We start from the raw sequence: 23,226 nt of genomic DNA on the forward strand, positions 1-23,226 counted from the left end.
GGCCGGACGTGTGCGCCCGGCCCCGTTCCGTCAGCCGACGTGCTCCTCGTAGTACTTCGTGATCGTCTCGAGGGTCTTCTTGGCCGACTGCTGCCCGTTGATGAGCTTGCCGACCTCGGCGGTGGTCGGGTCGGTGCCGAGTTCCTTGCCCTCGACCGCCCACTTCGCGCTCTCCTTGGCGTAGGAGCTCGAGATCGGATCGGCTGCGTCGATCTCCTTCTGGTACAGCGCGAAGGAGTCCTTGGCTGCCTGCGACTCGAACGGGTACTCGATGTCCAGACCGGTCTCGACGGGCAGGAAGCCGTTCGTCGTCACGAGCTTCGCGTAGTTCGTCGGCTCGTACATGTAGTCGATGAACTTCTTCGCTGCGGCGCCGCGGGTGTCCGAGTTCTCGAACCCGACGATGTTGCCGCCGTAGTTGATCTCGGTGGCGTGGGTCGGGTCGGCCGGGGTGGCGGCGCTCGCCCAGTCGAAGTCGGTGATGTTCGACGCGAAGTCCGACGACTGCCACACGCCGGAGAAGTACGCGACGACCTGACCGCTCTTGAACAGCGCGTTCGGGTCCTGGCCGCTCGTCCACACCGACTTCGGCATGACCGAGTCGTCGTTCATGTCGGCGAAGTCCTGCAGGGCGTCGACCGTCTTGCCGTCGGTGGGGAAGGAGCCGTCCTTCTCCTGCTGCATGAAGTCCGTGCCCTTGGTGAACATGTAGGCGCGGAGCCGTGACGGCGACGAGTCGAACACCATGTCGTACTTGGCACCGGTCTTCGCCTTCACCTGGTCGGCGGCTTTCAGGAACTCGTCCCAGGTCCACGCCTTCGCGGGGTCGGTCGGGTAGTCGATGCCGGCCTTCTCGAACAGCGACTTGTTGACGAACAGGCCGGCAGCGGTGACGTCGGACGGGATCGAGGTGACCTTGCCGTCGTCGTCCTTCGCGATGATGTCCTGGTCGATCTTGTTCGCGTCGTCGTCGACGATCGAGGCCAGGTCGACGGTCTTGCCGGTCCAGATCGGGTCGATGCCGGCGGCGCGCACGACGTCGGGCAGCGAGTTCGCTTGCGCGGACTCGCGGAGCTTGGTCTGCAGTCCGTCGTAGGGCAGGTTCACGATCTTGACCGTGACCCCGGTCTTCTCCTCGTACGCGGTCGCGAGGTCCTGGTAGCCCTTCTCCTGCGCGGTCGAGGTGGAGAGCCAGAAGGTCAGCTGATCGACCTTGCCGCCGTCGCCGGATCCACCGGAGGCGCAGCCGCTCACCAGGGCCAGTGCGGCGATGCCGCCGACGAGCGCGAGCATTCTCTTGGATGACTTCATCGTCACTGCTTTCGTTCGGGACCACTGACGTGTGCCGTGGGCGAGCGTTCGGGGTGTCTCGGCCGAGGACCCCAGGTCTACACGACGTGCGCGCTCTTGGCAAGCGCTTTCCTGCGCGATGTTCTGACATGGTGACCAGCCGTCTCGAATGGCCGCGCCGACGGCGTGGACGGTGGTCGGGCCTCCCGGGAAATCGCTATCCTCGCCACAGACCGCGCACGGCGCGGATCGGACTGGAGGCACGACATGCCCGAGCGAGGCGCCGTCACCCTGGCCGACGTGGCGAGGCTCGCAGGCGTGTCGCTCGCGACCGCCTCGCGGGCGCTGAACGGCAGCACGCGGAAGGTCCGACCGGAGTCGGTGGACCGGGTGCAGGCTGCCGCCCTGGAGCTCCGGTACACCGCCAACGTGCAGGCGCAGGCCGTCGCTCGCGGGACCACCACGACCCTGGCGCTCGTCGTCGGCGACATCGCCGACCCGTACTTCGCCGCGATCGCCGCGGGGGCGATCCGGGCGGCCGACGACGCCGGTCTCGTGGTGACGATCACCTCCACCGGGGGAGACCCGGCGCGCGAGGCCGCGGTGCTCGGGGTCGTCGCCGGGCTCAGGCCGCGGGCCGTGGTGCTCGCCGTGAGTCGTCGACTGGGTGCCGGGCTGACGTCCGGGGGGTCGGATTCCGCCGCCGCCGTCGGTGCGCTCGTCGCCGCGGGCGCCGGGGTGTCCGCGCTCGTGTCCGATCTCGACGGTGCCGCGGCCGGGGTGCCCGGGGTGCACGGGGTCGTGATCCGGAACCTCAGCGGTGCGGCTGCCCTGGCGGGGGCGCTGGTCGAGCAGGGCCACGACTCGTTCGCCGTGCTGTCCGGTGACCCGGACCTGGTCACCGCGCACGCCCGGGTCGAGGGCTTCGTCGCCGGCCTGGCCGCGCACGGCATCCGGGTACCCGACGACTCGGTGGTGCCGTCGGCGTTCACGCGCGACGGCGGGTACCAGGCGATGGTGACGTTGCTCGACCGGGCCGCCGCGGGGTCGTGGGTGCTGCCGCGATGCGTGTTCGCGGTCACCGACCTGATGGCGGTGGGGGCGGTCGCGGCGATCCGGGAGCGTGGGCTCGTCCCGGGGGTGGACGTCGGCGTCGCGGGGTTCGACGACGTGCAGATGCTCGCCGACGTCGTGCCGGCACTCAGTACGGTGCGGCTCCCGTTGGAGGAGATCGGGGAGCGGGCGGTGCGGCGGGCGCTGGGGCTCGAGGCCGACGGTGCGATCGACGGCGAGGTCGTGCTGCGCGCGAGTACGGCGCGGTAGCGCGGCGCGGCGGTCGAGCTCGAGGGCGCTCGACACACCGGCGCCCGGGCGTCGAGGTTCCGCAACACGCCGCCGGTTCAGCGCCGAGGTTCCACGGAGTGCCGCCTGGCACGCCGAGGTTCCGAAATCTCGGAACCTCGGCTGGCGGGGTCGGGAACGTCCCACGCGATCCCCATCGGTCACCGGCGGGTGGGGAGCGTCGCACGACACGCCGGCGCCCGGGCGTCGAGGTTCCGCAACATGCCGCGTGTCTGGCGTCGAGGTTCCACGGAGCACTGTTCAGAGCCTCGAGACTCCAAGATTTCGGAACCTCGGGGGCGCGCGGGTGCGGGCGCGGGCGGGCGGGCCGTGGTGTACGGTTCCGGCAAGCGCTTTCCAGCACGCGGAGAGCAGGCCACGGCGAGCAAAGGAGCACGCGTTGACCACCACGCGCACCATCGGCATCATCATGAACGGCGTCACCGGGCGCATGGGTTACCGGCAGCACCTCGTCCGGTCGATCCTGGCCATCCGCAAGGACGGCGGACTCCGGCTGCCGGACGGCTCCCGCGTGCAGCTCGAACCGATCCTGGTCGGCCGGAACGCCGCGAAGCTCGAGGAGATCGCCACCCGCCACGGCCTCGAGCACTGGACGACCGACCTCGACGCCGCCCTCGCCGACCCCCGCTGGGACGTCTTCGCCGACTTCGCCGTCACGAGCGCCCGTGCCGATGCGCTGCGCAAGGCGATCGCCGCCGGCAAGGCGATCTACACCGAGAAGCCGACCGCCGAGACCTCCGCCGAAGCCCTCGAACTCGCCCGCCTCGCCGCCGAGGCCGGGGTGCCGAACGGCGTCGTGCACGACAAGCTCTACCTTCCCGGCCTGCGGAAGCTCCGCCGCCTGATCGACTCCGGGTTCTTCGGCCGGATCCTGTCCGTCCGCGGCGAGTTCGGCTACTGGGTGTTCGAGGGAGACTGGCAGACCGCGCAGCGACCGAGCTGGAACTACCGGCAGCAGGACGGCGGCGGCATCGTCGTCGACATGTTCCCGCACTGGAACTACGTGCTCGAGCAGCTGTTCGGCCGCGTCGAGTCCGTGTACGCGCGCGCCGTCACCCACATCGAGCAGCGCACCGACGAACAGGGCCACGAGTACCCGGCGACCGCGGACGACGCCGCCTACGGCGTGTTCGACCTGGCCGGCGGGATCACGGCGCAGATCAACTCGAGCTGGGCGGTCCGGGTCGACCGTGACGAGCTCGTCGAGTTCCAGGTCGACGGCACCGACGGCAGCGCGGTCGCGGGACTGTTCGGCTGCCGCATCCAGCCCCGGACGGCGACGCCGAAGCCCGTCTGGAACCCGGACCTGAAGGACGACCGCGACTACAGGACCCAGTGGCTCGAGGTCCCCGACAACGCGGTGTTCGGCAACGGTTTCCGCGCCCAGTGGGAGGACTTCCTGCAGGACCTGGTCGCCGGTCGCCCACATCCCTACGACCTGTTGTCCGGTGCCCGCGGCGTGGCGCTCGCGGAAGCCGGCCTGCGGTCCAGCGCCGAGGGGCGACGTGTGGACCTGCCGGAGCTGCGCCTGCCCGCGCAGACCGCACCGAGCCTCCAGGCCGACGCCGACGCCGACGCCGACGCCGACGCGAACAGCGCCGACGCGAACAGCGACGACGCCGACCGCGCAGCCGCGCCCGCGACGGCCGGGGCCCGCGCATGACCGACCTCACCCTCCTCGCCCCCGACGGCACGACCACCCGGACGCCCCTGAAACCGCCCGCCGTCACCGACGCCGCCAAGCCGTCCGCGGCCCTGACCGAGCGCCTCGTCTACGCCGCCGCCCACGTCGTCCCGCGCGCCGCCGCCGACAACACCCCCGGTGCTCCGGCCGACCTCGACTGGGACGCCACACTCGCCTTCCGTCACCACCTGTGGTCGTGGGGGCTCGGCGTCGCGGACGCGATGGACACGGCGCAGCGGAACATGGGCCTCGACCCGGCCGCGGTGCGTGAGCTCATCACCCGCAGTGCCCGCGAGGCCCAGTCCGTCGGCGGGCGCATCGTCGTCGGCGTGAACACGGACGACCTGCCGGACGACCGCAACGAGCTCCCGACCGAGCAGCAGGTCGTCGACGCGTACGTCGCCCAGCTCCACCACGCCGAGGACTCCGGCGCCGGCGTCGTCCTGATGGCCAGCCGGCACCTGGCACGACTCGCGCAGAACGATCCGGCCACCTACCGCCGCGTCTACGGCCGGGTCGTCGAGCGGGCGAGCGCACCCGTCGTCCTGCACTGGCTGGGGGAGGCCTTCGACCCCGCCCTCGCCGGCTACTTCGGTGGGCAGCAGGCCTCCGACACCGTGCTCGACATCATGCGCGACGCCGGGCCGAAGGTCTCCGGCATCAAGATGAGCCTGCTGAACGCCCGCGCCGAGGTCGCCCTCCGCTCGCAACTGCCCGCGACCGCCCGGATGTTCACCGGCGACGACTTCCACTACGTGGACCTCGTAGCGGGAGACGGTCGAGCCCACTCCGACGCCCTCCTCGGCGCCTTCGCCGCCGTCGCACCCCTCGCCTCCGCCGCCGTCCAGGCCCTGCCCGACGACGCCGCCTTCCGCGCACTCCTCGCCCCCACCGAGGCGCTCTCCCGCCACGTCTTCAGCGCCCCCACCTGGCACTACAAGACCGGCATCGCGTTCCTCGCCTGGTTGAACGGCCACCAGCCCGCCTTCCAGATGGTCGGCGGCCAGCACGCCGGCCGCTCCCTGCCGCACCTGTCCGAGACCCTCCGGCTCGCGAACGCCTGCGGCGCCCTCGAACACCCCGACCTCGCCGCGTCACGATGGCACGCGCTGCTCGCGGTTGCCGGCGTGGCGACACAGCCGACCGGGAGGCCCGGATCACCCACCGTCGACCGCACCGTCGCCGAGGTGGTCGCGTGACGACCGCGGCGGACGCCGGCACGCCGGTCCGGTCCGCCGGTGCTGGGCCGCATCCGCGGCTGTCGGTCAACCAGGCGACCATCAAGTACGCGCCGCTCCGACAGGCGCTCGACATCGTGGCCGGGGCCGGCATCGGAGCGATCGGCACCTGGCGGGAGCCCGTGGCCGAGGTCGGCCTCGCCGAGGCCGTCCGGATGGTCGCGGACTCGGGGCTCCGGGTGTCGTCGCACTGCCGCGGAGGCTTCTTCACCCTGCCGCCCGGAGCCGCTCGGCAGCAGGCCCTCGACGACAACCGGCGCGCGATCGACGAGACCGCAGCCCTCGCCGCGGCCGGCGCTCCCGGCTCGGCGCCGGTGCTCGTCCTCGTCGCCGGGGGACTGCCCGAGGGATCGCGCGACCTGGTCGGCGCCCGGGGCCGGGTGGCCGACGCACTCGCCGACCTCGTGCCGCACGCCCTCGACGCCGGCGTCCGGCTCGCCGTCGAGCCACTGCACCCGATGTACGCCGCCGACCGGGCCGTGGTGTCGACGCTCGCGCAGGCCATCGACCTGGCGGCACCGTTCCCGGCCGCCGCCGTCGGGGTCGTCGTCGACACGTTCCACGTGTGGTGGGACCCGGCCCTCGAAGGATCGATCGCCCGCGCGGGGGCTGCCGGGCGGATCGCGTCGTACCAGGTGTGCGACTGGCTCACCCCGATCGCAGCCGACCCGCTGCTGTCACGTGGGTACCCGGGCGACGGGCACGTCGACTTCGGGCCCGTGACCGAGGCGGTGGTCGCTGCCGGCTACACCGGGGACGTCGAGGTCGAGCTCTTCAACCAGGCGATCTGGGACACCCCCGCCGCCCAGGTGGTGGCCCGCGTCGTGCAGGCGTTCGGCGCCGCGGTCCCGCTCCCGCGCTGACCGCTCGGCGCTGAACCGTCCGGCGCTCCATCCGTCGTCAGCGCGTGCGGCGGACCAGCACCACGCTGTCGAGGACCTCGTGCGGGTCGCCCTCGGGCGTCGTCGCGGTGCGCGGCCGGAGTTCGGCGGCCACGACCTCCCAGGCGTCATCGAGCTGCAGCGCTGCCAGGTCCTCGTCGGGCGTCGGGAACCGGTACTCCTGCATCTCTGCCGGCAGGTCGTCGTGCGGTGGGGCGGCGTGCGCGGTCACGAGCAGGTGCCCGCCGACCGCGACGAACCCGCTGGCCCGCCGCAGGATCTCCGCGCGTGGGATCTCCACCGGCCACGACTGCAGGTACGACGCCGTCACCAGGTCGAAGCGCGCGGCCGTTTCCCACCGGGCGAGGTCCGCAGCGACGAACGCTGTCCGTTCGTCGACCCCGGCCGACACCGACGCCCGCGAGCCGCGCTCGATCGCCGTCACCGACAGATCGATGCCCAGTGCGTCCCAACCCTGCTCGGCGAGCCAGACGACGTCGCCGCCCTCACCGCAGCCGAGGTCGAGTGCGCGCCCCACGGCCAGCGCCGCTGCGACGTCGGCCAGCACCGCGTTCACGCGGCCCGACCAGATCCCGTCGCGCTCGGCGTACCGCTGCTCCCACCAGTCGCGGGCCGAGCCAACGGGGGAGCCGGCGGTCGCGGCGGTGGTCTCGTGTGCATGCATCTGCCAAGTCGACCGCACCTGCCGGGCCGGACCCAAGCCCTGTTGCCGCCCCAGCAACGTCGGACGGTGCGAGGCGGACCCGCACCGCGCCTCCCGGCCGCTACTCGACGGGCGGGATGGGCTCCGCGTTCTCGATGCGGGCGCTCGCCGTGGCCATGTGCGCGTCCATCGCACGCTGCACGGCGGGCACGTCGCCGGCCCGGAGCGCCTCGTAGATCGCGCGGTGCTCCTCGTAGGCGGCCTCGGTCGCCTGGCGGGTCTGCACACGGCGGCCGACCCACACGCTGAGCATCGAGCGCAGGCTCTGCAGCAGGTCGCCGAGCACGTCGTTCCCCGCGGCCCGGGCGAGCAGCACGTGGAACCGGACGTCGGCGTCGATGAAGGCCTCGGGGTCGTCGAGGGTGGCCTCTTGTCGGACGAGGTACTCGCCGAGCTCCGCGACCTGCTCGGGTGTGGCACGCTGCGCGGCGAGGATCGCAACGGTCCGTTCGAGCGAGGACCGGACCTCGAGCAGCTCGCGCGTGCGGTTCGACGCGAGCATGAGCCCCCACGACAGCGTGGTCGGCAGCAGGTCCGAGGTGCCGCCCTGCAGGTACGTGCCCGAGCCGGGGCGGATCTGCACGATGCCCAGGATCTCGAGGGCCGCCAGGGCCTCGCGCACGGCGGAGCGTCCGACCCCGAGCCGTTCGGCCAGGATCCGCTCGGACGGCAGTCGCGAACCCGGGGCCAGCTCACCCGCGGTGAGCAGGGACACGAGCTGTCGGGCGACCTCGGAGGCGGGCGAACCCACGGGCACGGACTCGAGTTCGAGTCGGATGTTGAGGGGATCGTCCGGGCTGAACGCGGGCATGCAGTGAGCGTACCGTTCGGTCAACCGGTTGGGCTTCGAGTCGCTTGGGGAGTGTTTGGTCAACCGGTTGACAAGTTGAATTGGAATCCGCACACTGGACCAGGCGCACCGATGCGCCCGCTCCACCACCGGGCGCTGCAGCCCGGGCCGGAGTCGTACCACCCCCACCGAGCAGGAGTCATCGTGGACATCCCCGCCACGCGAGGCATCCCCACCTCGGTCGTCGAGAAGACGGCCATCCGCAAGATCGCGATCCGCATCGTGCCGTTCGTGGCACTGATGTTCTTCATCAACTTCCTCGACCGCACCGCGATCTCCTTCGCGGCCCCGAACGGCATGGAGGCAGACCTCGGTCTGACCGCCGCCCAGTTCGGGTTCGCCTCCGGCGTGTTCTTCATCGGCTACCTCGTACTCGAGGTGCCCTCGAACCTGGCGCTCCACAAGTTCGGCGCGCGCATCTGGCTCGCCCGCATCATGATCACGTGGGGCATCGTCTCGCTGCTCTTCACGTGGGTGCAGAACTACCCGCAGCTCGTCGGCCTGCGCTTCCTGCTCGGCATCGCCGAAGCCGGGTTCTTCCCCGGCGCGATCCTGTTCCTGTCGACGTGGGTGCCCGCACGGCACCGCGGCAAGATGCTCGCGCTGTTCTACCTGGCCCAGCCCCTGACGAGCGTCATCGGCTCCCCGCTCGCCGGCTGGCTGATGACCCACGAGGGCATGCTCGGCGGCCTGGCCGGCTGGCGCTTCATGTTCCTGTGCGTCTCGATCCCGGCGATCATCGTCGGCGTCCTGTGCCTCTTCGTGCTCAAGGACAAGCCATCGCAGGCGAAGTGGCTCGACGAGGACGAGAAGGTGTGGCTCGAAGGTGCCCTGGCGACGGAGAACAAGGAGAAAGCCGGTCACGGCAGGGGCGGTCTCCGTGCGGCCTTCGGTTCCGGCCGCGTCTGGATGCTCGCCGCGGTGTACTTCGGCTTCATCTACGGCCTGTACGCGCTGAGCTTCTTCCTGCCGACGATCATCGACGGCTTCCAGGAGCAGTTCGGCACCACGTTCGACCTGTTCCAGAAGGGCATGATCACGGCGATCCCGTACGTCCCCGCCGCGGTCGTCCTGTACTTCTGGTCGCGCGACGCCTTCCGCCGTGGCGTCCGGGTCTGGCACATCGCCGTCCCCGCACTCGTCGGTGGCCTGAGCATCCCGGTCGCGCTCTTCATGAACAGCCCGGCCGCCACGATCGCCGTCATCGCGGTCACCGCCTGCGCGATCTTCGCCGCACTGCCGAACTTCTGGACGGTGCCGACCCAGTTCCTGACCGGTGCCGCCGCTGCTGCGGGTGTGGCGCTCATCAACACGATCGGCAACCTCGGCGGGTTCGCTGCCCCGTACATCACGGGCATCGTCAGCGGGTGGACCGGCGGTTACCAGGTCCCGATGTTCATCGTCGGCTTCTTCATGGTGCTGTCGAGCGTGCTGATGTTCGTGCTCGGTCGGAGCACGAAGCGGCACGAACGACGGGACGCCGACGCTGCGGCGCAGGCCACGACGACGGCGACGACCTCGTCGACCGCGACCGCGACCGCGACCACGACCCGGGAGACCCACGCATGACCCGCCTGTTCAACGACCCCGCGGACTTCGCCGACGAGATGGTCGACGGCTTCGTGGCCGCGAACCAGGCCCGGGTCCGCAAGGTCCACGGCGGCGTCGCCCGCTCGACCACCAGCCCCGAGGGGACCGTCGCGCTCGTCGTCGGCGGTGGCTCCGGCCACTACCCGGCCTTCGGCGGACTCGTCGGGCACGGTCTGGCAGCCGGTGCGGCGATGGGCAACCTGTTCGCCAGCCCGAGCGCCCAGCAGGTCACGGCGGTCGCGAAGGCGTCCGAGCACGGCGGCGGCGTGCTGCTGAGCTACGGCAACTACGCCGGCGACGTGCTCAACTTCGACGCCGCGGCACGGGCACTGGCCGCCAGCGGGATCGACGTCCGCACGGTGCGGGTGACCGACGACGTCGCCTCCGCCCCGAGCGCCGAAGCCCACAAGCGCCGCGGGATCGCCGGCGACCTCTGCGTGTTCAAGGTCGCGGGCGCCGCCGCCGAGCGCGGGGACGACCTCGACACGGTCACCGCGATCGCCGAACGCGCGAACGACCGCACCCGCAGCTTCGGCGTCGCCTTCTCGGGCTGCTCGCTCCCCGGCGCCGACGAACCGCTCTTCACCGTCCCCGAGGGTCGGATGGCCATCGGCATGGGCATCCACGGCGAACGCGGCATCGCCGAGGCCGACGTCCCGACGGCTGACGGTCTGGCCGACCTGCTCGTCGACAAGCTGCTGACCGAGCTGCCATCCGGTGTCGTCGTCGACGGGGCACGCGTCGTCCCGATCCTCAACGGCCTCGGCAGCGTCAAGTACGAGGAGCTCTTCGTCGTCTTCGGCGCCGCGCAGCGCAGGCTCGCGGCGGCCGGTGCCGTGGTCGTCGAGCCCGAGGTCGGCGAACTCGTCACGAGCTTCGACATGGCCGGCGTCTCGCTGACGCTCTTCTGGCTCGACGACGAACTCGAGCAGCTCTGGGCCGCGCCCGCCGACAGCCCCGCGTACCGCAAGGGTGGCGCCGTCCCGCAGCAGCCGGTCGCAGCCGAAACGCTCGCGGCCGACGTGCAGGCGCCGGTCACGGTCGGCTCCGCGGCGTCGCAGGCGGCCGCTGCCCGGGTCGCCGAGGCGATCACGGCCATCCGCACCACGATCGACGTCCACGCCGACGAGCTCGGTCGCATCGACGCCGTCGCCGGTGACGGCGACCACGGCATCGGCATGCAGCGCGGCTCCACCGCCGCCGACCGTGCCGCTGCGGACGCGGTGATGCGCGGCGCCGGTGCCGGCAGCGTCCTCGCGATCGCCGGCGACGCCTGGTCGGACAAGGCCGGCGGCACGTCCGGTGCGATCTGGGGAGCCGCCCTGGAGGCACTGGGTCGCGTCCTCGGCGACGTCGAGCGCCCGTCAGCCGCCACGGTCCAGAGCGCGGTGCACGCCGCCACCGAGGCCGTCCTCGCCTTCGGAGCCGTCCCCGGCGACAAGACCATGGTCGACGCCATCGTCCCGTTCGACCAGGTGCTCACCGACCGCGTCGCGGCCGGCGACGACCTGGTCGCCGCGTGGTCCGCCGCATCTGCCGTGGCGACGGCTGCCGCCGACGCCACCGCCGACCTGCTGCCGAAGATGGGCCGCGCCCGCACCCACGGCGAGGACGCGGTCGGCACCCCCGACGCCGGCGCGATCTCGTTCGCCCTGATCACGGCGGCCGTGCTCGCCACCATCGCCGTCCCCGCCTGACCCCCGCACACGCAGAGAGGCACCCGCATGAGTGACCAGCAGTTCCGCATCGTCGTCGGCTCGGACGACGCCGGGTTCGACTACAAGGAGATCATCAAGGCCGACCTCGCGAAGGACCCACGCGTGGTCAGCGTCACCGACGTGGGCGTCGACGCGGACGGGCACACCGCGTACCCGCACGTCGCCGTCGATGCTGCACGACTCGTCGCGTCGGGTGAGGCCGACCGCGCGATCCTGATCTGCGGCACCGGACTCGGTGTCGCGATCGCGGCGAACAAGGTCCCCGGCATCCGGGCCGTCACCGCGCACGACTCGTTCAGCGTCGAGCGTTCGGTCCTGTCCAACGACGCCCAGGTCCTCTGCATGGGCCAGCGGGTCGTCGGCGTCGAGGTCGCACGCCGGATGGCGAAGGAGTGGCTCGGCTACACCTTCGACCAGACGAGCGCCAGCGCCGAGAAGGTCGCGGCGATCTGTTCCTACGACGGTTCTGCGCCGGTCGGGACCGACGCCTGATGCCGGAGCCCACGGCGGCCGCTCCGATCACGATCGGGGTGTCGCTCAAGATGTACTTCGGGCACGCCCGGACGCTCGAGTGGGCGGCCGCCGTGGCCGACATCGCCCGGACCCACCCGGCGGTGCAGTCCGGCGCCGTCGAGCTCTTCGTCATCCCGACGTTCCCCTCGCTCGTGCCGGTGCACGCCGTGCTCGAGCGCACCCCGGTGCTCCTCGGCGCGCAGGACCTGGCGTGGGCCGACGAGGGTGCCTTCACGGGTGAGGTGTCCGGCCGCGAACTCCGCGAGGTCGGGGTCGACCTGGTCGAGATCGCGCACGCCGAGCGCCGGTCCCTGTTCCACGAGTCCGACCAAGACATCGCCGGCAAGGTGCACGCCGCTTTCCGCAACGGCCTGCGTCCCCTCATCTGCATCGGCGAGACCGAGCGCGCGGCCGACGGTGACCCGTCCGCTGCCGTCGCCGAGGTCACCGCGCAGCTCGACCGCTTCGTCGCGACGGCCGTCGCCGACGGGCTCGCCGGACCGGTCATCGCCGCCTACGAGCCGGTCTGGGCCATCGGCGCGCCGCAGCCCGCCCCCGACGAGCACATCGTCGCGGTGCTTGCGGGCATCGAGCAGCACCTGGCGACCAGCCCGGAGCTCGCCGGTTCGGTCGTCATCTACGGCGGCAGCGCCGGGCCTGGCCTCCTCACCCGGGGACAGGGCCGCATCGGTGGCCTGTTCCTCGGCCGCTTCGCCCACGACCCCGAGGCGATCCGCACGATCCTCGACGAAGCCGAGGCGCTGGCCGCGACGCAGGACGGAGCACCGGCGTGACCTCCCTGCTCGGCCTCTCCACCTACGCCTACTTCTGGCGCATGTCCGACCGTGTGCCGGCACCGCTGTCCCTCGACGACGCCCTGCGCGACGCCGCCGCCCGCGACGGCGTCGACCTGTTCCAGATCTGCGACCACCTGCCGCTCGACACCGCGTCGGACGACCGGCTGGCCGCGATCCGGACGCTGGCCGACGACCTCGGGCTCACGCTCGAGGTCGGCACCCGCGGCACCGACCCGGCGCACCTGGCCCGGTACCTGCACATCGCGCAGGTGCTCGGCGCGACGCTCGTCCGGTCGATGTGGACGCGCGGCGACGACCACCCGGACGCCGCCGAGACCGAACGCCGACTGCGGCAGGCGCTCCCCGCGTACGAAGCGGCCGGGGTGACGCTCGCCCTCGAGACGTACGAGGTCGTCGCCACCGCCGACCTCGTCGCGGTGGTGCAGGCGATCGGCTCCGACCACCTCGGCATCTGCCTGGACCCGGCGAACACCGTCGCACGGCTCGAACACCCCGCCGACGTCGTGGCGATGACCGCCCCGTACGTCGTCAACTGGCACGTCAAGGACTCCGGCTTCACCCGCTCGCCGGGCTGGGTCGGCTTCCAGTACACCGGCGTCCCGATGGGTTCCGGGGTCATCGACCACGACACCGTCCGCGCCGCGATCGACCCCGACGCCCGGGGGATCAACCGCGTCATCGAGTTCTGGCTGCCGTGGCAGGACGAGCACGCGGGCGCCGAGCCACGACCGGGCGAGACGCCCGCACAGACCACCACCCGCATCGAGGCGGCGTGGACCGAACACACCATCGAGCACATCAGGAGCAAGGAATCATGACCGACACCGTCACCACCCCCCACACCGTCGCTGCCGGATCCGGTACGGCCGACGTCACCGTCGCCGTGATCGGTGCCGGCGGCAAGATGGGCACTCGCGTCTCGAACAACTTCGCGAAGAGCGAGTACACGACGCTCTACAGCGAGGCCTCGCCCGCCGGGCAGGAGCGCATCCAGGCCCTCGGCCGGTCACTCACCGACAGCCTCGAGGCCGCCAAGGTCGCCGACGTGGTCATCCTCGCCGTGCCGGACGTCCTGCTCGGCAGCATCTCGGAGCAGCTCGTCCCGGTCATGCAGCCCGGCGCGACGATCCTGACGCTCGACCCGGCCGCCGCCTACGCCGGACTGCTCGCCAAGCGCGAGGACATCCACTACGCCGTGGCGCACCCGTGCCACCCGTCGGTGTTCCTCGAGCGCACCACCAAGGCCGAGTGGGACGACACCTTCGGGGGCATCGCCGCTCCGCAGGAGGTCATCGCGGCCTTCGACGCCTCCGAGTCGCTCGGCGACCAGGACGAGCGTGCCAAGGCGATCGCCGAGGCCGTCATCACCACCATGTACGCGCCCGTCATCCAGGTGCACTGGGTCACCGTGAAGCAGCTCGCCGTGCTCGAGCCGACCCTGGTCGAGACCATCGCCTGCATGATCGGCGACTTCCTCAACGACGCCCTCGAGGAGACCGTCACCGGTGTCGGCGTGCCCCGCGAGGCCGCGCGCGCCATGCTCTACGGCCACACCTGGATCGCGCTGACCAACGGCCTGCGCGGCTCGAACCCGTTCTCGGACGCCTGCCACATCGCCATGGGCTACGGCCGCGAGAAGCTCATCAAGGAGGACTGGAAGCAGGTCTTCGACGACAGCGAGCTCGACAGCGTCATCGCGAAGATGCTCAAGATCGACGCCGTCCGCCGCTGACACCCGTCTGATCCGCCAGAGCGACAGATTCCCGCCGACCATCGGCGGGAATCCGTCGCTTTCGCGGTACTCACCGCCCGCCGCGGGGTCCCCAGGCCTCGGCGAGGGTGATCGAGGCGACCCCCGGCACCGTCAGCGCCGCCACCGACGCCGCGAACCACGCCCGCGCTGCCGCCGAGTGCTGCTCCGGATCCGTCGCATCGGGCACGAACTGCGGCCCGTAGCCGGCCTCGATCGTCGCGTCGGTCACGACGGGGCGCGCGGACGTCGCCACCGCGTTGAACCGTGGCCGCAGCGTCACCGGTCCGACGTGCAGCGCCCTGCCGGCGGCCAGCCTGGAGGCGCTCATCACCACCCAGCGCTGCATCCGGATCGACTCGGTCACCTGTTCGGGCGACCGGTCGTGCATCTGCGGCGTCACGCTGAACGTCAAGGGCCCGTCCCAGTCGCGGAACAGGTCGACGGTCCGGTTCAGCTCCGTGAAGTGCGCGCGGGTGCCGGCCACGACCTCGAGGTCGCCGGCAGCAGTAGCGGCGTCGCGCAGGGCTTGCTGCAGCGCCGGTGTCGTCACGTGCGAGGTCGGGTCGAACGCACCGATCCGCACGACCGCGCCCGAGTCGAGCACGTCGTCGATCGCGGCACGCAGCACGTCCGGGTCGTCGGTCACGAACCGGACGTCGAGCGGCCCGCCACCCGCATCGAGCCGAGCCGAGGCCAGCACGGCAAGGACGTTCGGATCGCCGAGCACGGGCTCCACCAAGACCGGCACGCCGAGCGGCACCCCGGCCGGGCGCGCGTCGGCCGGGCGCGCAGCCGCCGGGGCCGACGCGGCGAACAACTGGAGCGTCGGCGGCGGGGCGACCACGGCGGTCGGAGCCGGCCCGTCCAGGAACGCGAGGTCCGGGGCGGGGGCGGCCGTGCCTCCCGGTCGACCGTCCGTCGTCGCGCGCAGCGTGAGCGACTGGTGGACCACGGAACCCGCGTCGAGCGTGACCGGGAACGGCTCGGACAGCGGCGTCGAGTAGGTCTTGAACGAGGCATCGGTCCAGTTGCGTTGGTCCTCCATCTCGAACACGTCGCCGGCCAGGTCGAGCGTCAGCGCGACCCGACCCGTCGACCAGTCCAGCCCCGACAGGTCGTGGGAGGGCTGGTGCGGCGCGATCCACGTCGGGAACGCAGCCTCGGTGACGGTGCGGGACGGGTGCCGCGCGGTGAAGGGTGCGCCGGCGAGGGTCGGCGGCTGCAGCACGACCAGGCCGATGCGGTTGCGGCGGAACGGCGTCGTCGTGGTGGCGACCGCGTCGACGTGCAGGGTGGGGCCGTCGACGGTGACCTCGAGGGCGTACCGGAGTACCTCGGTGCCGTCGTACCGACTGCTGGACTCGATGCGGAGGCGCCCGCTCGTGCCGTCGGCGCCGGTGTCGATCGTCCGGGTGAGCACGGTGTCGTCGGCGGTGCGCCAGTCGTGATCACGGGTCACGAACCGGATCGCCCGCAGCACCGGTTCGTCGTCGTACGCGAGGTCGGCGAGCTCGGCGTCGAGCACCGTGAACCGCCACGCACCGATCGACACCGTGCCCATCGACGTCACAGTCATGGTGCATGACTACCACCGGTCAACCGGTTGGGCAATGATGGGTCCGTGGAGCGACGGCGCTCCCAGGACGGAGCTCCCGCATGACCGCACGACTCGACCACAGGACCGCACTCGTCACGGGGGCGGGCTCCGGCATCGGTCGCGCGATCGCGGACCGGTTCGTCGCCGAGGGAGCGCGCGTGGTCTACGCCGACCGCGATGCAGTGGCGGCTGGCACGGCGGCAGCGGCGGCCGGTGCGCTCGCGCTGCCGCTCACCGTGGACATCGCCGACGAGGCCAGCGTCGAGGCCGGGTTCGCCGCCCTCTCGGCGCAGGCGTGGACGCCCGACGTGGTCGTCGCGAACGCCGGCGTGCAACTGTTCGGTCACGACGCCGCGGTCGCCGACCTGTCGCTCGAGACCTGGAACCGCACGGTCGCGGTGAACCTGACCGGCACGTTCCTGACCGTGAAGCACGCCGTCCGGGCAATGCTCGCGGCCGGCGGCGGCGGGTCGATCATCGCGACCGGTTCGCCCACGGGGCTGAACGGCGAGGGTGCGGACTTCGCGGCGTACTCGTCGACGAAGGGCGGCATCCACGCCCTCGTCCGCGCGACCGCGATGGCCTACGCGCGGGACGGCATCCGGGTGAACACCGTCGTGCCGGGCTACACCGAGACCGGGCTCGTCCAGGCGATCTCGGGCGACCCCGAAGCACGCGCGGCGATCGTCGCCCGCACGCCACTCGGCCGCCCCGGCACCCCCGACGACGTCACCGGGATCATGGTCTACCTGGCCAGCGCGGAGTCGTCGTACGCGACGGGCGCCGAGTTCCGCGTCGACGGCGGCATGACGAGTCTCTGACCCGGTCGCGCGCTCGCCGACCCGGTCGCGCGCTCGCCGACCCTTCGCGCTGAGCGACACTCCACGGGCCCCCGAAGCCGTCAACTGTCGCTCTGCACGTGAGGTCGATCGCCGCTGCGCCGCCCATTGGCCAGGGAACGCAGGCCCCCGTCCTGGGGTACCCGGCACGCGTACCGTCGGGCGCAGCGATGAACTCGCGTTCAGGGAGAACAACACACATGACGACATACGAATCCGCCGACGGGGTGGAGCCTGTCCAGGTCACCACCTACCGTCTGGTCCGCAAGGCCGCTCGCCGTGGTTGGGCAGTGCCCACCGACGCTGCCGAGCCGTCCCTCGCCGACCTCGTGAGCGCCCGCGGCGCCGCCAGCTCCGAGGCCCGCTGACCGACACGGCGGCGCCGCACGGCGGCCCGCAGTATCGTCGCCGCATGTCCTCTTCGGCCCGAGCCGTCACCCGCGGCGTCGAGGTCGGCACCCGGGGCTCGGACACCGGCACCCCCGTGCTCGTCCTGCACGGCACCCCCGGCGGCATCGACGTCGCCGAACTGATGTCGGCGTTCCTGCCGTCCGAGCAGTTCCGCGTGGTGACGGTCTCGCGGCCCGGGTACCTCGGCACACCGTTGGACCCCGACCGCTCGTCGATCGACGACGAGGCCGACCTGCTCGCCGGCGTGCTCGACGACCTCGGCATCGACCGCGCGGGGCTGCTGGCGTGGTCCGGTGGTGCCCCCGCCGCGTACCGCTTCGCCGTCCAACACCCGGAACGCACCACGGCGCTCGCCGTCGCCTCAGGGGTGTCCGGTCGGTGGGTCCCCGGTCCGGCGGGTCCCGCGGAGCGGCTCGTCACCGGCACGGCGTTCGGTGCCCGTCTGGCAGCCGCCGCAGCACGCATCGCCCCGGCCGCCGCGGCTCGCGCTGCCGTCGCCGGTGTCAGCGCACTGCGCGGGGGAGCCCTACGGCAGCACGTCGCCGGTGTCCTCGACGATCCAGAGCGCCGAGCCTTCCTGCTCGGCGTCGCCCGCACCGGCAACGCCTCCGGACCGAGACGCGCCGGTTGGGACAACGACGTGCGGCAGCTCGCGGCCATCGAGTCGCTCGACCTCGGTGCCGTGCGGGCGCCGACGCTCCTGGTCCACGGCGACGCCGACTCCGAGGTCGTGCACGACGACAGCACGCGCGCTGCCGACGCCATCCCCGACGCGGAGTTCGTCACGCTGCCGGGTGGCACGCACTTCGCCTTGTGGGACCACCGCGACGCGTCCGCCGTGCAGGAACAGGTGCGCGCACACCTGCAGCAGCACCAGCGCTAACCGTCGCGGACCGCCCCGATCAGCGCATCGAGCGCCCGGTCCAGCTCCGGCACGGTCACGGCTCCGTACCCCAGCACGATCCCGGCCGGCGTGCTGCCCGGTGTCATCCCGTACTCCTCGAGCGTCGAGACCAGCACGCCGGACCCCGCCATCCGCGCGGCGACCTCCTGCCCGGTCGCCGGACCCGGCCACACGACCACCGCGTGCAGTCCGCCGTTCAGGGCACGGGCCTCCAGTCCGGCGACGCCGTCGAGCCGAGCCGCGATCCGGGCGCGACGGTGCGTGTAGTCGCGACGGACCCGGCCGAGGTGCCGGCGGAGCGCGCCGGTCCGCAGCAGGTGCGCGAGCGCGACCTGGACGGGTTCCGCGACCACCGCACCACGGGCGCGGCGGGTAGCGAGCACCGCCTCGGCGATCCCGGCCACGGCACCGGCACTCTGCTCTGCCGGAACGGCGGCGGGCAGCACGACGTACGAGCAGCGCAGCCGCGGGTCGAGCGTCTTCGAGAACCCGCCGACGTGCAGCACCACCCCCTCGGCGTCGAGCGCCGCGAGGGCGGGCACGGGGCTGCCGCGGTGTCGGAACTCGGAGTCGTAGTCGTCCTCGACCACAAGCGTGCCCGTTGCCGCGGCCCAGGCGAGCAGCCGCTGCCGTCGCACCACCGGCATCACCGAGCCGAGCGGGTACTGGTGGGTCGGGGTGACGAGCACGACGTCGACCGGGCCGGCGGCCGAGAGGGCGTCGAGGTCCATCCCGTCGTCGTCCAGCGGGATGCCGACGACCGTCCCGCCCGCACTGCGCACCGCACGCTGCCCGGTCCGGTAGCCGGGGTCCTCGACGGCGAACACCGGCGCGCGACCGAGGTGCATGCGCAGCGCCTCGGTGACGAGGGACAGCGCCTCCGAGGTCCCTGCGGCCAGCAGCACCCGGTCGAGCGCCGGGGCGAACCCCCGGCTCAGCCCGAGCTGTGCGGCGACCTGCGCCCGGAGGTCCGAGGTGCCGAGCGGGTCGGCGACCGCGTTCCGCAGGGGCGCATCGGCCGCTGCCCGCCAGGCCGCCCGCCAGTCCCGCTGGGAGATCGCGGTGACGGCAGGGATCCCGGGGCGGCAATCGATGACCCGGGCGGCGGCGGCGGCCATCGCCGTCGCACCCGGGTCCGACGCTGGCGGCAAGTCCCCGACGACGGCGCCGCCCCGGTCGCCCACGCTGGCCATGCCGAACGCGCCAGCGGACGCCACGACCCGCGCCACGGCCCCGTGCCGTGTCCGGATCCACCCCTCGCCGTCGAGCTGCTCGTACGCCGCGACCACCGTGCCGCGTGCGACGCCGAGCTCGGCAGCCAACGCCCGGGTCGAGGGCATCGGATCGCCCTCGTGCAGCGTGCCGTCGTGCACCATGCCCCGGACACGAGCGACGACCCCCGCGGTCTTGCTGGACTGGTCCACCACGATCACCCCGATCTGGTCCACGCACCGGACCACTCCCGACCCTAGCGTTGCCCGCATGAGCACCCAGAACCCCGCCGACGGGCCCGATCTGCGCGTCCGACGCATCCGCGAACGACAGTCCCACGACCCGGCCGTCCTGCGGGCGATCCTCGCCGAGGCCCACCTCGCCCACGTCGGGTTCCTCCGCGGCGGCCACCCGATCGTGCTGCCCTTCCTGTGCGGCGTCGGCGACCTCGGCGACGGCCCGGTCCTGCTGCTGCACGGCTCGACGGGCGGCGGCCTGTTCCTCGAGGCGGGTCCGGCCGGTGTGCAGGTCGCGGCGACGGTCACGCACCTGGACGGCCTGGTGTTCGCCCGCTCGACCTTCGACAGCTCCGCGAACTACCGGAGCGCGATGATCGCCGGCGCTGCGACCGTCGTGCCGCCCGAGCTCCGCACCGAGGCGCTCTGGCAGGTCTCCGACCACCTGATGCCCGGTCGCCGTGACGAGGTGCGCGAGATGACCGCGAAGGAGGTCCGTGCCACCCAGGTCCTGCAGTTGCCCCTCGACCGCGCGAGCGTGAAGGTCCGGTTCCAGGGCAACGGCGAGGCTGCCGACGACGGTGAGGACCACACCGTGTGGGCGGGCGTCCTGCCGCTCGCCGTCCGCGCCGGCGTCCCGGTCGCGGGGGACATCTCGGGGGACAGCCCGGTCGACGCGTCCGTCGTAGCGCTCGCGGCTCGCCTCGACCGCCTGGCGGCCGACCGGGAGGCCCGGATCGCCGCCGTCATGCGGCTCGCCTCCGTCTGAGGCCGGGTCCACGGCGCATGAATCCCGGATCCGCCGCATCTGAGCGAGCTGCGAGGATCGCCCGTTCCTGTGACCAGCCGCAGGAACACTCCGGGACTGCTCAGCCGCGGGCCGCTCCGTGACCAATACGTTACTTTCCGGATCGCCCAGCGGTCCCGACCCGGAAGGACCCATGGGACGCCACGCCCTGCCTGCAGCAGCCGAAGACCGACAGCCCTCGCGAGCGACCCCGCGCACCGCGCTGGAACCCGCTCCGGCATCGCCGGGACCGCAGCTGCGTCCCCGCGGCCGTCGCTCGGCCCTCGGGCCCGCCGCCGCCCGGTCCACGTTCGTCGAGCACCCGAAGCCGACCCGCACCGTCCGGATGCAGTGGCGTCCCGTGCCCGTCGCTTCCGTCGCCGGCACGGCCGTCCTGAGCCGCGCGGCCGTCCTCCGAGCCGAGCGGGCCGTCGACCCCCGGCACATCCGCCGCGCGGCGAACGCCAAGCGAGCGGCGATCCTGCTCGCTCCCGCCCTGGCGGTGACGTCCACCCTGACCCTGTCGATGCCGGCGAACGCGGCGACCCCGACCGAGACGCAGCACGGCACGACGACCGCGCAGGCCGCACAGACCTTCACCGTGGCGCACGACGTCAAGGTGCCCGTCGTGTCCACGGACGGCATGACCACCACGACCACGGTCGTCTCGTACCCGACGCTCGACCTGCGCTTCGGCGTGACCACGGCCCAGGCGCAGTCGGCCCTGTCGGCTGCCCTGTCCGCCGGCGGTGACCGGGCCACGATCGTCGAGACCGCCCTGCAGTACATGGGGGACCCGTACGTCGAGGGCGGCGCGAGCCACGCGGGCATCGACTGCTCCGGGCTGACGATGGTCGCGTACGCCGCGGTCGGCATCCCGCTGGTGCACTACGTGCCGACGCAGGACGCGGCAGCGACCACGATCCCCGAGTCCGAGGCGCTGCCCGGTGACCTGGTCGTGTACGACGACCAGGACCACGTCGGCCTGTACCTCGGCCAGGGACTCGTGCTGCAGGCCCCGCACCCGGGCGAGGTCGTCGACATCGTCCCGATGTACTCGGCCGCGCACCACTTCGCGCGCCTGCTGCCCGCCGGCAGCTGACCCGACGCAGGCGGGGCCGTCGACGGTGACCATCCCTGCCACCGGAGGGTCCGGCACCGACGTGTCACGGGCCTCCCGTATCCTGGCCTGATGGCTTCCGACACCCGTACCCCGTTCGAACAGCAGCAGTCTGCTCGTCCGCAGGTGCGCCCGCGCACCGAGGGCTGGAAGCAGGCGACCGACACCGACGGTCGTCCGCTGCTGCAGTTCGCGTCGCCGAAGCGCGGCAAGCCGCCCGTCCACCTGGCCGACCTGACGGCCGAGGAGCGCGAGGCGCGCGTCAAGGAACTCGGGCTGCCGGGCTTCCGGGCGAAGCAGCTCGCGACCCACTACTTCACGCACTACACGTCCGACCCGGACAAGATGACCGACCTGCCGGCCGCCCAGCGCGAGCAGCTCGTCGCCGGCATGTTGCCGCCCCTGCTGACCGAGACCCGGCGGCTGGCCACGGACAACGGCGACACGATCAAGTTCCTGTGGAAGCTGCACGACGGCGCCCTGGTCGAGTCGGTGCTCATGCGGTACCCCGGTCGGATCACGCTGTGCGTCTCGTCGCAGGCAGGCTGCGGCATGAACTGCCCGTTCTGCGCCACCGGTCAGGCGGGACTGACGCGCAACATGTCGACCGCCGAGATCATCGAGCAGATCGTCCGGGCCAACGCGGCCATCGCCGCGGGGGAGCTCGGGGGTGATCCCCGCAAGGGCGGCAAGGACCGCGTCGACGCCGAGCGCGTGACGAACATCGTGTTCATGGGCATGGGGGAGCCGCTCGCCAACTACAAGCGGGTGATGGACGCCGTGCGACTCATGGTCGCGCCGCAGCCGAACGGCCTCGGCATGAGCGCCCGCGGCATCACGATCTCGACCGTCGGGCTGGTCCCCGCGATGCGCAAGCTGGCGGACGAAGGGATCCCGGTCACCTTCGCGCTGTCCCTGCACGCACCCGACGACGAACTCCGCGACGACCTCATCCCGGTGAACTCGCGCTGGAAGGCCGACGAGGCGATCGACGCCGCGCACAACTACTACGTCAAGACCGGGCGTCGCGTCTCGATCGAGTACGCGCTCATCAAGGACATGAACGACCACGCCTGGCGTGCCGACCTGCTCGCGTCGAAGTTGAACGCCCGTGGCAAGGGCTGGGTGCACGTCAACCCGATCCCGCTCAACCCGACGCCGGGCTCGGTGTGGACCTCGTCCGAGGTGCACGTGCAGGACGAGTTCGTCCGCCGGCTCAACGCCGCGGGCATCCCGACGACCCTGCGCGACACCCGCGGCAAGGAGATCGACGGGGCCTGCGGGCAGCTCGCCGCAGCGGAGTAGCCCCGGCGCCGACGGGGGCTCCCGGGCCGACACGCCCGGGAGGAACCACGGTTGGCGGGGCCTCGGGAGCCTGTGTAGTGTTACCTCTCGTTGCCACGGCGGCGGAGAACGGAACGGCTGAGACGGTCACTGGGTTTACCTGGTGATCTTGTCCGCCAGGGTTCTTCCCCGGGTGACGGATTTGAAAGCCTCTCTGGCGAGCATCTTCGGGTGTGGAGCGGGGGAGTGCGTCTGGTCCTTGAGAACTCAACAGCGTGCACATTGTCAATGCCAATTTATTGATCGACCTCGTGCCTGGCCTTCCTTCGGGTTGGTTGGGTCATGATGCAATTCCTTTTGGATTGAAGATTGTCAGTAGACAGTCAACAGTCAGAATCAACTCGGTCTGATGCCT

The 23,226-nt window shown here is 72.1% G+C and carries 21 protein-coding genes; 16 read left to right on the forward strand and 5 right to left on the reverse strand.

Annotated elements, in window-relative coordinates; all coding sequences use genetic code 11:
- Positions 1-30: 30 nt before the first annotated feature.
- Positions 31-1,311: an ABC transporter substrate-binding protein gene (locus tag ITJ59_RS18345; protein ID WP_228511937.1), complete on the reverse strand. Its 1,281-nt coding sequence runs from the start codon at positions 1,309-1,311 to the stop codon at positions 31-33.
- Positions 1,312-1,557: 246 nt separating this feature from the next.
- Between ITJ59_RS18345 and ITJ59_RS18350 the strand changes: the two genes are divergently transcribed.
- The 4 genes from ITJ59_RS18350 (at position 1,558) to ITJ59_RS18365 (ending at position 6,437) form a co-directional block, all read left to right on the forward strand.
- A complete protein-coding gene (locus ITJ59_RS18350) occupies positions 1,558-2,613 on the forward strand; it encodes a LacI family DNA-binding transcriptional regulator (protein WP_194652744.1) in 1,056 nt (351 codons plus the stop codon).
- 448 nt (positions 2,614-3,061) lie between these two features.
- Complete coding sequence (locus tag ITJ59_RS18355) at positions 3,062-4,315, forward strand: Gfo/Idh/MocA family protein (RefSeq protein WP_228511947.1); 1,254 nt, start codon at positions 3,062-3,064, stop codon at positions 4,313-4,315.
- Positions 4,312-5,535, forward strand: a complete 1,224-nt coding sequence (locus ITJ59_RS18360) for a DUF993 family protein (protein ID WP_194652745.1) — start codon at positions 4,312-4,314, stop codon at positions 5,533-5,535. The genes ITJ59_RS18355 and ITJ59_RS18360 overlap by 4 nt, the downstream gene beginning before the upstream one ends.
- The gene (locus ITJ59_RS18365) at positions 5,532-6,437 is read left to right on the forward strand and encodes a sugar phosphate isomerase/epimerase family protein (protein WP_323749561.1); all 906 of its coding nucleotides are present in this window, start codon (positions 5,532-5,534) and stop codon (positions 6,435-6,437) included. Before ITJ59_RS18360 ends, ITJ59_RS18365 begins: the two co-directional genes overlap by 4 nt.
- Positions 6,438-6,474: 37 nt before the next feature.
- On the opposite strand, the gene ITJ59_RS18370 is transcribed toward ITJ59_RS18365, so the two are convergent.
- On the reverse strand, positions 6,475-7,140 hold the full coding sequence (locus ITJ59_RS18370; protein WP_194652747.1) for a class I SAM-dependent methyltransferase: 666 nt from the start codon (positions 7,138-7,140) through the stop codon (positions 6,475-6,477).
- Positions 7,141-7,240: 100 nt separating this feature from the next.
- Complete coding sequence (locus ITJ59_RS18375; RefSeq protein ID WP_194652748.1) at positions 7,241-7,990, reverse strand: FadR/GntR family transcriptional regulator; 750 nt, start codon at positions 7,988-7,990, stop codon at positions 7,241-7,243.
- A gap of 183 nt (positions 7,991-8,173) precedes the next feature.
- Between ITJ59_RS18375 and ITJ59_RS18380 the strand changes: the two genes are divergently transcribed.
- From ITJ59_RS18380 to ITJ59_RS18405, 6 genes are read left to right on the forward strand one after another with little or no spacing between them, the layout of a single operon-like run.
- Positions 8,174-9,598, forward strand: a complete 1,425-nt coding sequence (locus tag ITJ59_RS18380; RefSeq protein ID WP_323749562.1) for an MFS transporter — start codon at positions 8,174-8,176, stop codon at positions 9,596-9,598.
- Positions 9,595-11,316: a dihydroxyacetone kinase family protein gene (locus tag ITJ59_RS18385; RefSeq protein ID WP_194652749.1), complete on the forward strand. Its 1,722-nt coding sequence runs from the start codon at positions 9,595-9,597 to the stop codon at positions 11,314-11,316. The genes ITJ59_RS18380 and ITJ59_RS18385 overlap by 4 nt, the downstream gene beginning before the upstream one ends.
- 27 nt (positions 11,317-11,343) lie before the next feature.
- A complete protein-coding gene (locus ITJ59_RS18390) occupies positions 11,344-11,829 on the forward strand; it encodes a ribose-5-phosphate isomerase (protein ID WP_194652750.1) in 486 nt (161 codons plus the stop codon).
- On the forward strand, positions 11,829-12,644 hold the full coding sequence (locus tag ITJ59_RS18395) for a triose-phosphate isomerase family protein (protein ID WP_194652751.1): 816 nt from the start codon (positions 11,829-11,831) through the stop codon (positions 12,642-12,644). The genes ITJ59_RS18390 and ITJ59_RS18395 overlap by 1 nt, the downstream gene beginning before the upstream one ends.
- Positions 12,641-13,486 carry a sugar phosphate isomerase/epimerase family protein gene (locus ITJ59_RS18400; protein ID WP_323749563.1) on the forward strand — a complete coding sequence of 282 codons (846 nt, stop codon included), beginning with the start codon at positions 12,641-12,643 and terminating at the stop codon, positions 13,484-13,486. The genes ITJ59_RS18395 and ITJ59_RS18400 overlap by 4 nt, the downstream gene beginning before the upstream one ends.
- Positions 13,483-14,400 carry a phosphogluconate dehydrogenase C-terminal domain-containing protein gene (locus tag ITJ59_RS18405; RefSeq protein ID WP_194652752.1) on the forward strand — a complete coding sequence of 306 codons (918 nt, stop codon included), beginning with the start codon at positions 13,483-13,485 and terminating at the stop codon, positions 14,398-14,400. Before ITJ59_RS18400 ends, ITJ59_RS18405 begins: the two co-directional genes overlap by 4 nt.
- A gap of 70 nt (positions 14,401-14,470) precedes the next feature.
- On the opposite strand, the gene ITJ59_RS18410 is transcribed toward ITJ59_RS18405, so the two are convergent.
- Positions 14,471-15,997: a hypothetical protein gene (locus ITJ59_RS18410; protein ID WP_194652753.1), complete on the reverse strand. Its 1,527-nt coding sequence runs from the start codon at positions 15,995-15,997 to the stop codon at positions 14,471-14,473.
- A gap of 80 nt (positions 15,998-16,077) precedes the next feature.
- Here ITJ59_RS18410 and ITJ59_RS18415 point away from each other — a divergent pair, with 80 nt between their 5' ends.
- From ITJ59_RS18415 to ITJ59_RS18425, 3 genes are all read left to right on the forward strand, one after another.
- On the forward strand, positions 16,078-16,839 hold the full coding sequence (locus ITJ59_RS18415) for an SDR family NAD(P)-dependent oxidoreductase (protein WP_194652754.1): 762 nt from the start codon (positions 16,078-16,080) through the stop codon (positions 16,837-16,839).
- A 218-nt stretch (positions 16,840-17,057) separates the two neighbouring features.
- Positions 17,058-17,225: a hypothetical protein gene (locus ITJ59_RS18420; RefSeq protein ID WP_194652755.1), complete on the forward strand. Its 168-nt coding sequence runs from the start codon at positions 17,058-17,060 to the stop codon at positions 17,223-17,225.
- Between the two features lie 44 nt (positions 17,226-17,269).
- Positions 17,270-18,151, forward strand: a complete 882-nt coding sequence (locus ITJ59_RS18425) for an alpha/beta fold hydrolase (RefSeq protein ID WP_194652756.1) — start codon at positions 17,270-17,272, stop codon at positions 18,149-18,151.
- Here the strand turns inward: ITJ59_RS18425 and ITJ59_RS18430 are convergent.
- A complete protein-coding gene (locus tag ITJ59_RS18430) occupies positions 18,148-19,620 on the reverse strand; it encodes a PLP-dependent aminotransferase family protein (protein WP_194652757.1) in 1,473 nt (490 codons plus the stop codon). The two genes, ITJ59_RS18425 and ITJ59_RS18430, sit on opposite strands and share 4 nt — an antisense overlap.
- Positions 19,621-19,654: 34 nt before the next feature.
- Between ITJ59_RS18430 and ITJ59_RS18435 the strand changes: the two genes are divergently transcribed.
- The 3 genes from ITJ59_RS18435 (at position 19,655) to rlmN (ending at position 22,832) form a co-directional block, all read left to right on the forward strand.
- A complete protein-coding gene (locus ITJ59_RS18435) occupies positions 19,655-20,389 on the forward strand; it encodes a pyridoxamine 5'-phosphate oxidase family protein (protein ID WP_194652758.1) in 735 nt (244 codons plus the stop codon).
- Positions 20,390-20,561: 172 nt separating this feature from the next.
- Positions 20,562-21,509, forward strand: coding sequence for a C40 family peptidase (locus ITJ59_RS18440; RefSeq protein ID WP_194652759.1), 948 nt, complete (start codon positions 20,562-20,564; stop codon positions 21,507-21,509).
- Between the two features lie 90 nt (positions 21,510-21,599).
- A complete protein-coding gene (gene rlmN / locus ITJ59_RS18445; RefSeq protein WP_194652760.1) occupies positions 21,600-22,832 on the forward strand; it encodes a 23S rRNA (adenine(2503)-C(2))-methyltransferase RlmN in 1,233 nt (410 codons plus the stop codon).
- Positions 22,833-23,226 lie beyond the last annotated feature (394 nt).

Source organism: Curtobacterium sp. VKM Ac-1393, from assembly GCF_015350995.1.
GTDB lineage: Bacteria > Actinomycetota > Actinomycetes > Actinomycetales > Microbacteriaceae > Curtobacterium.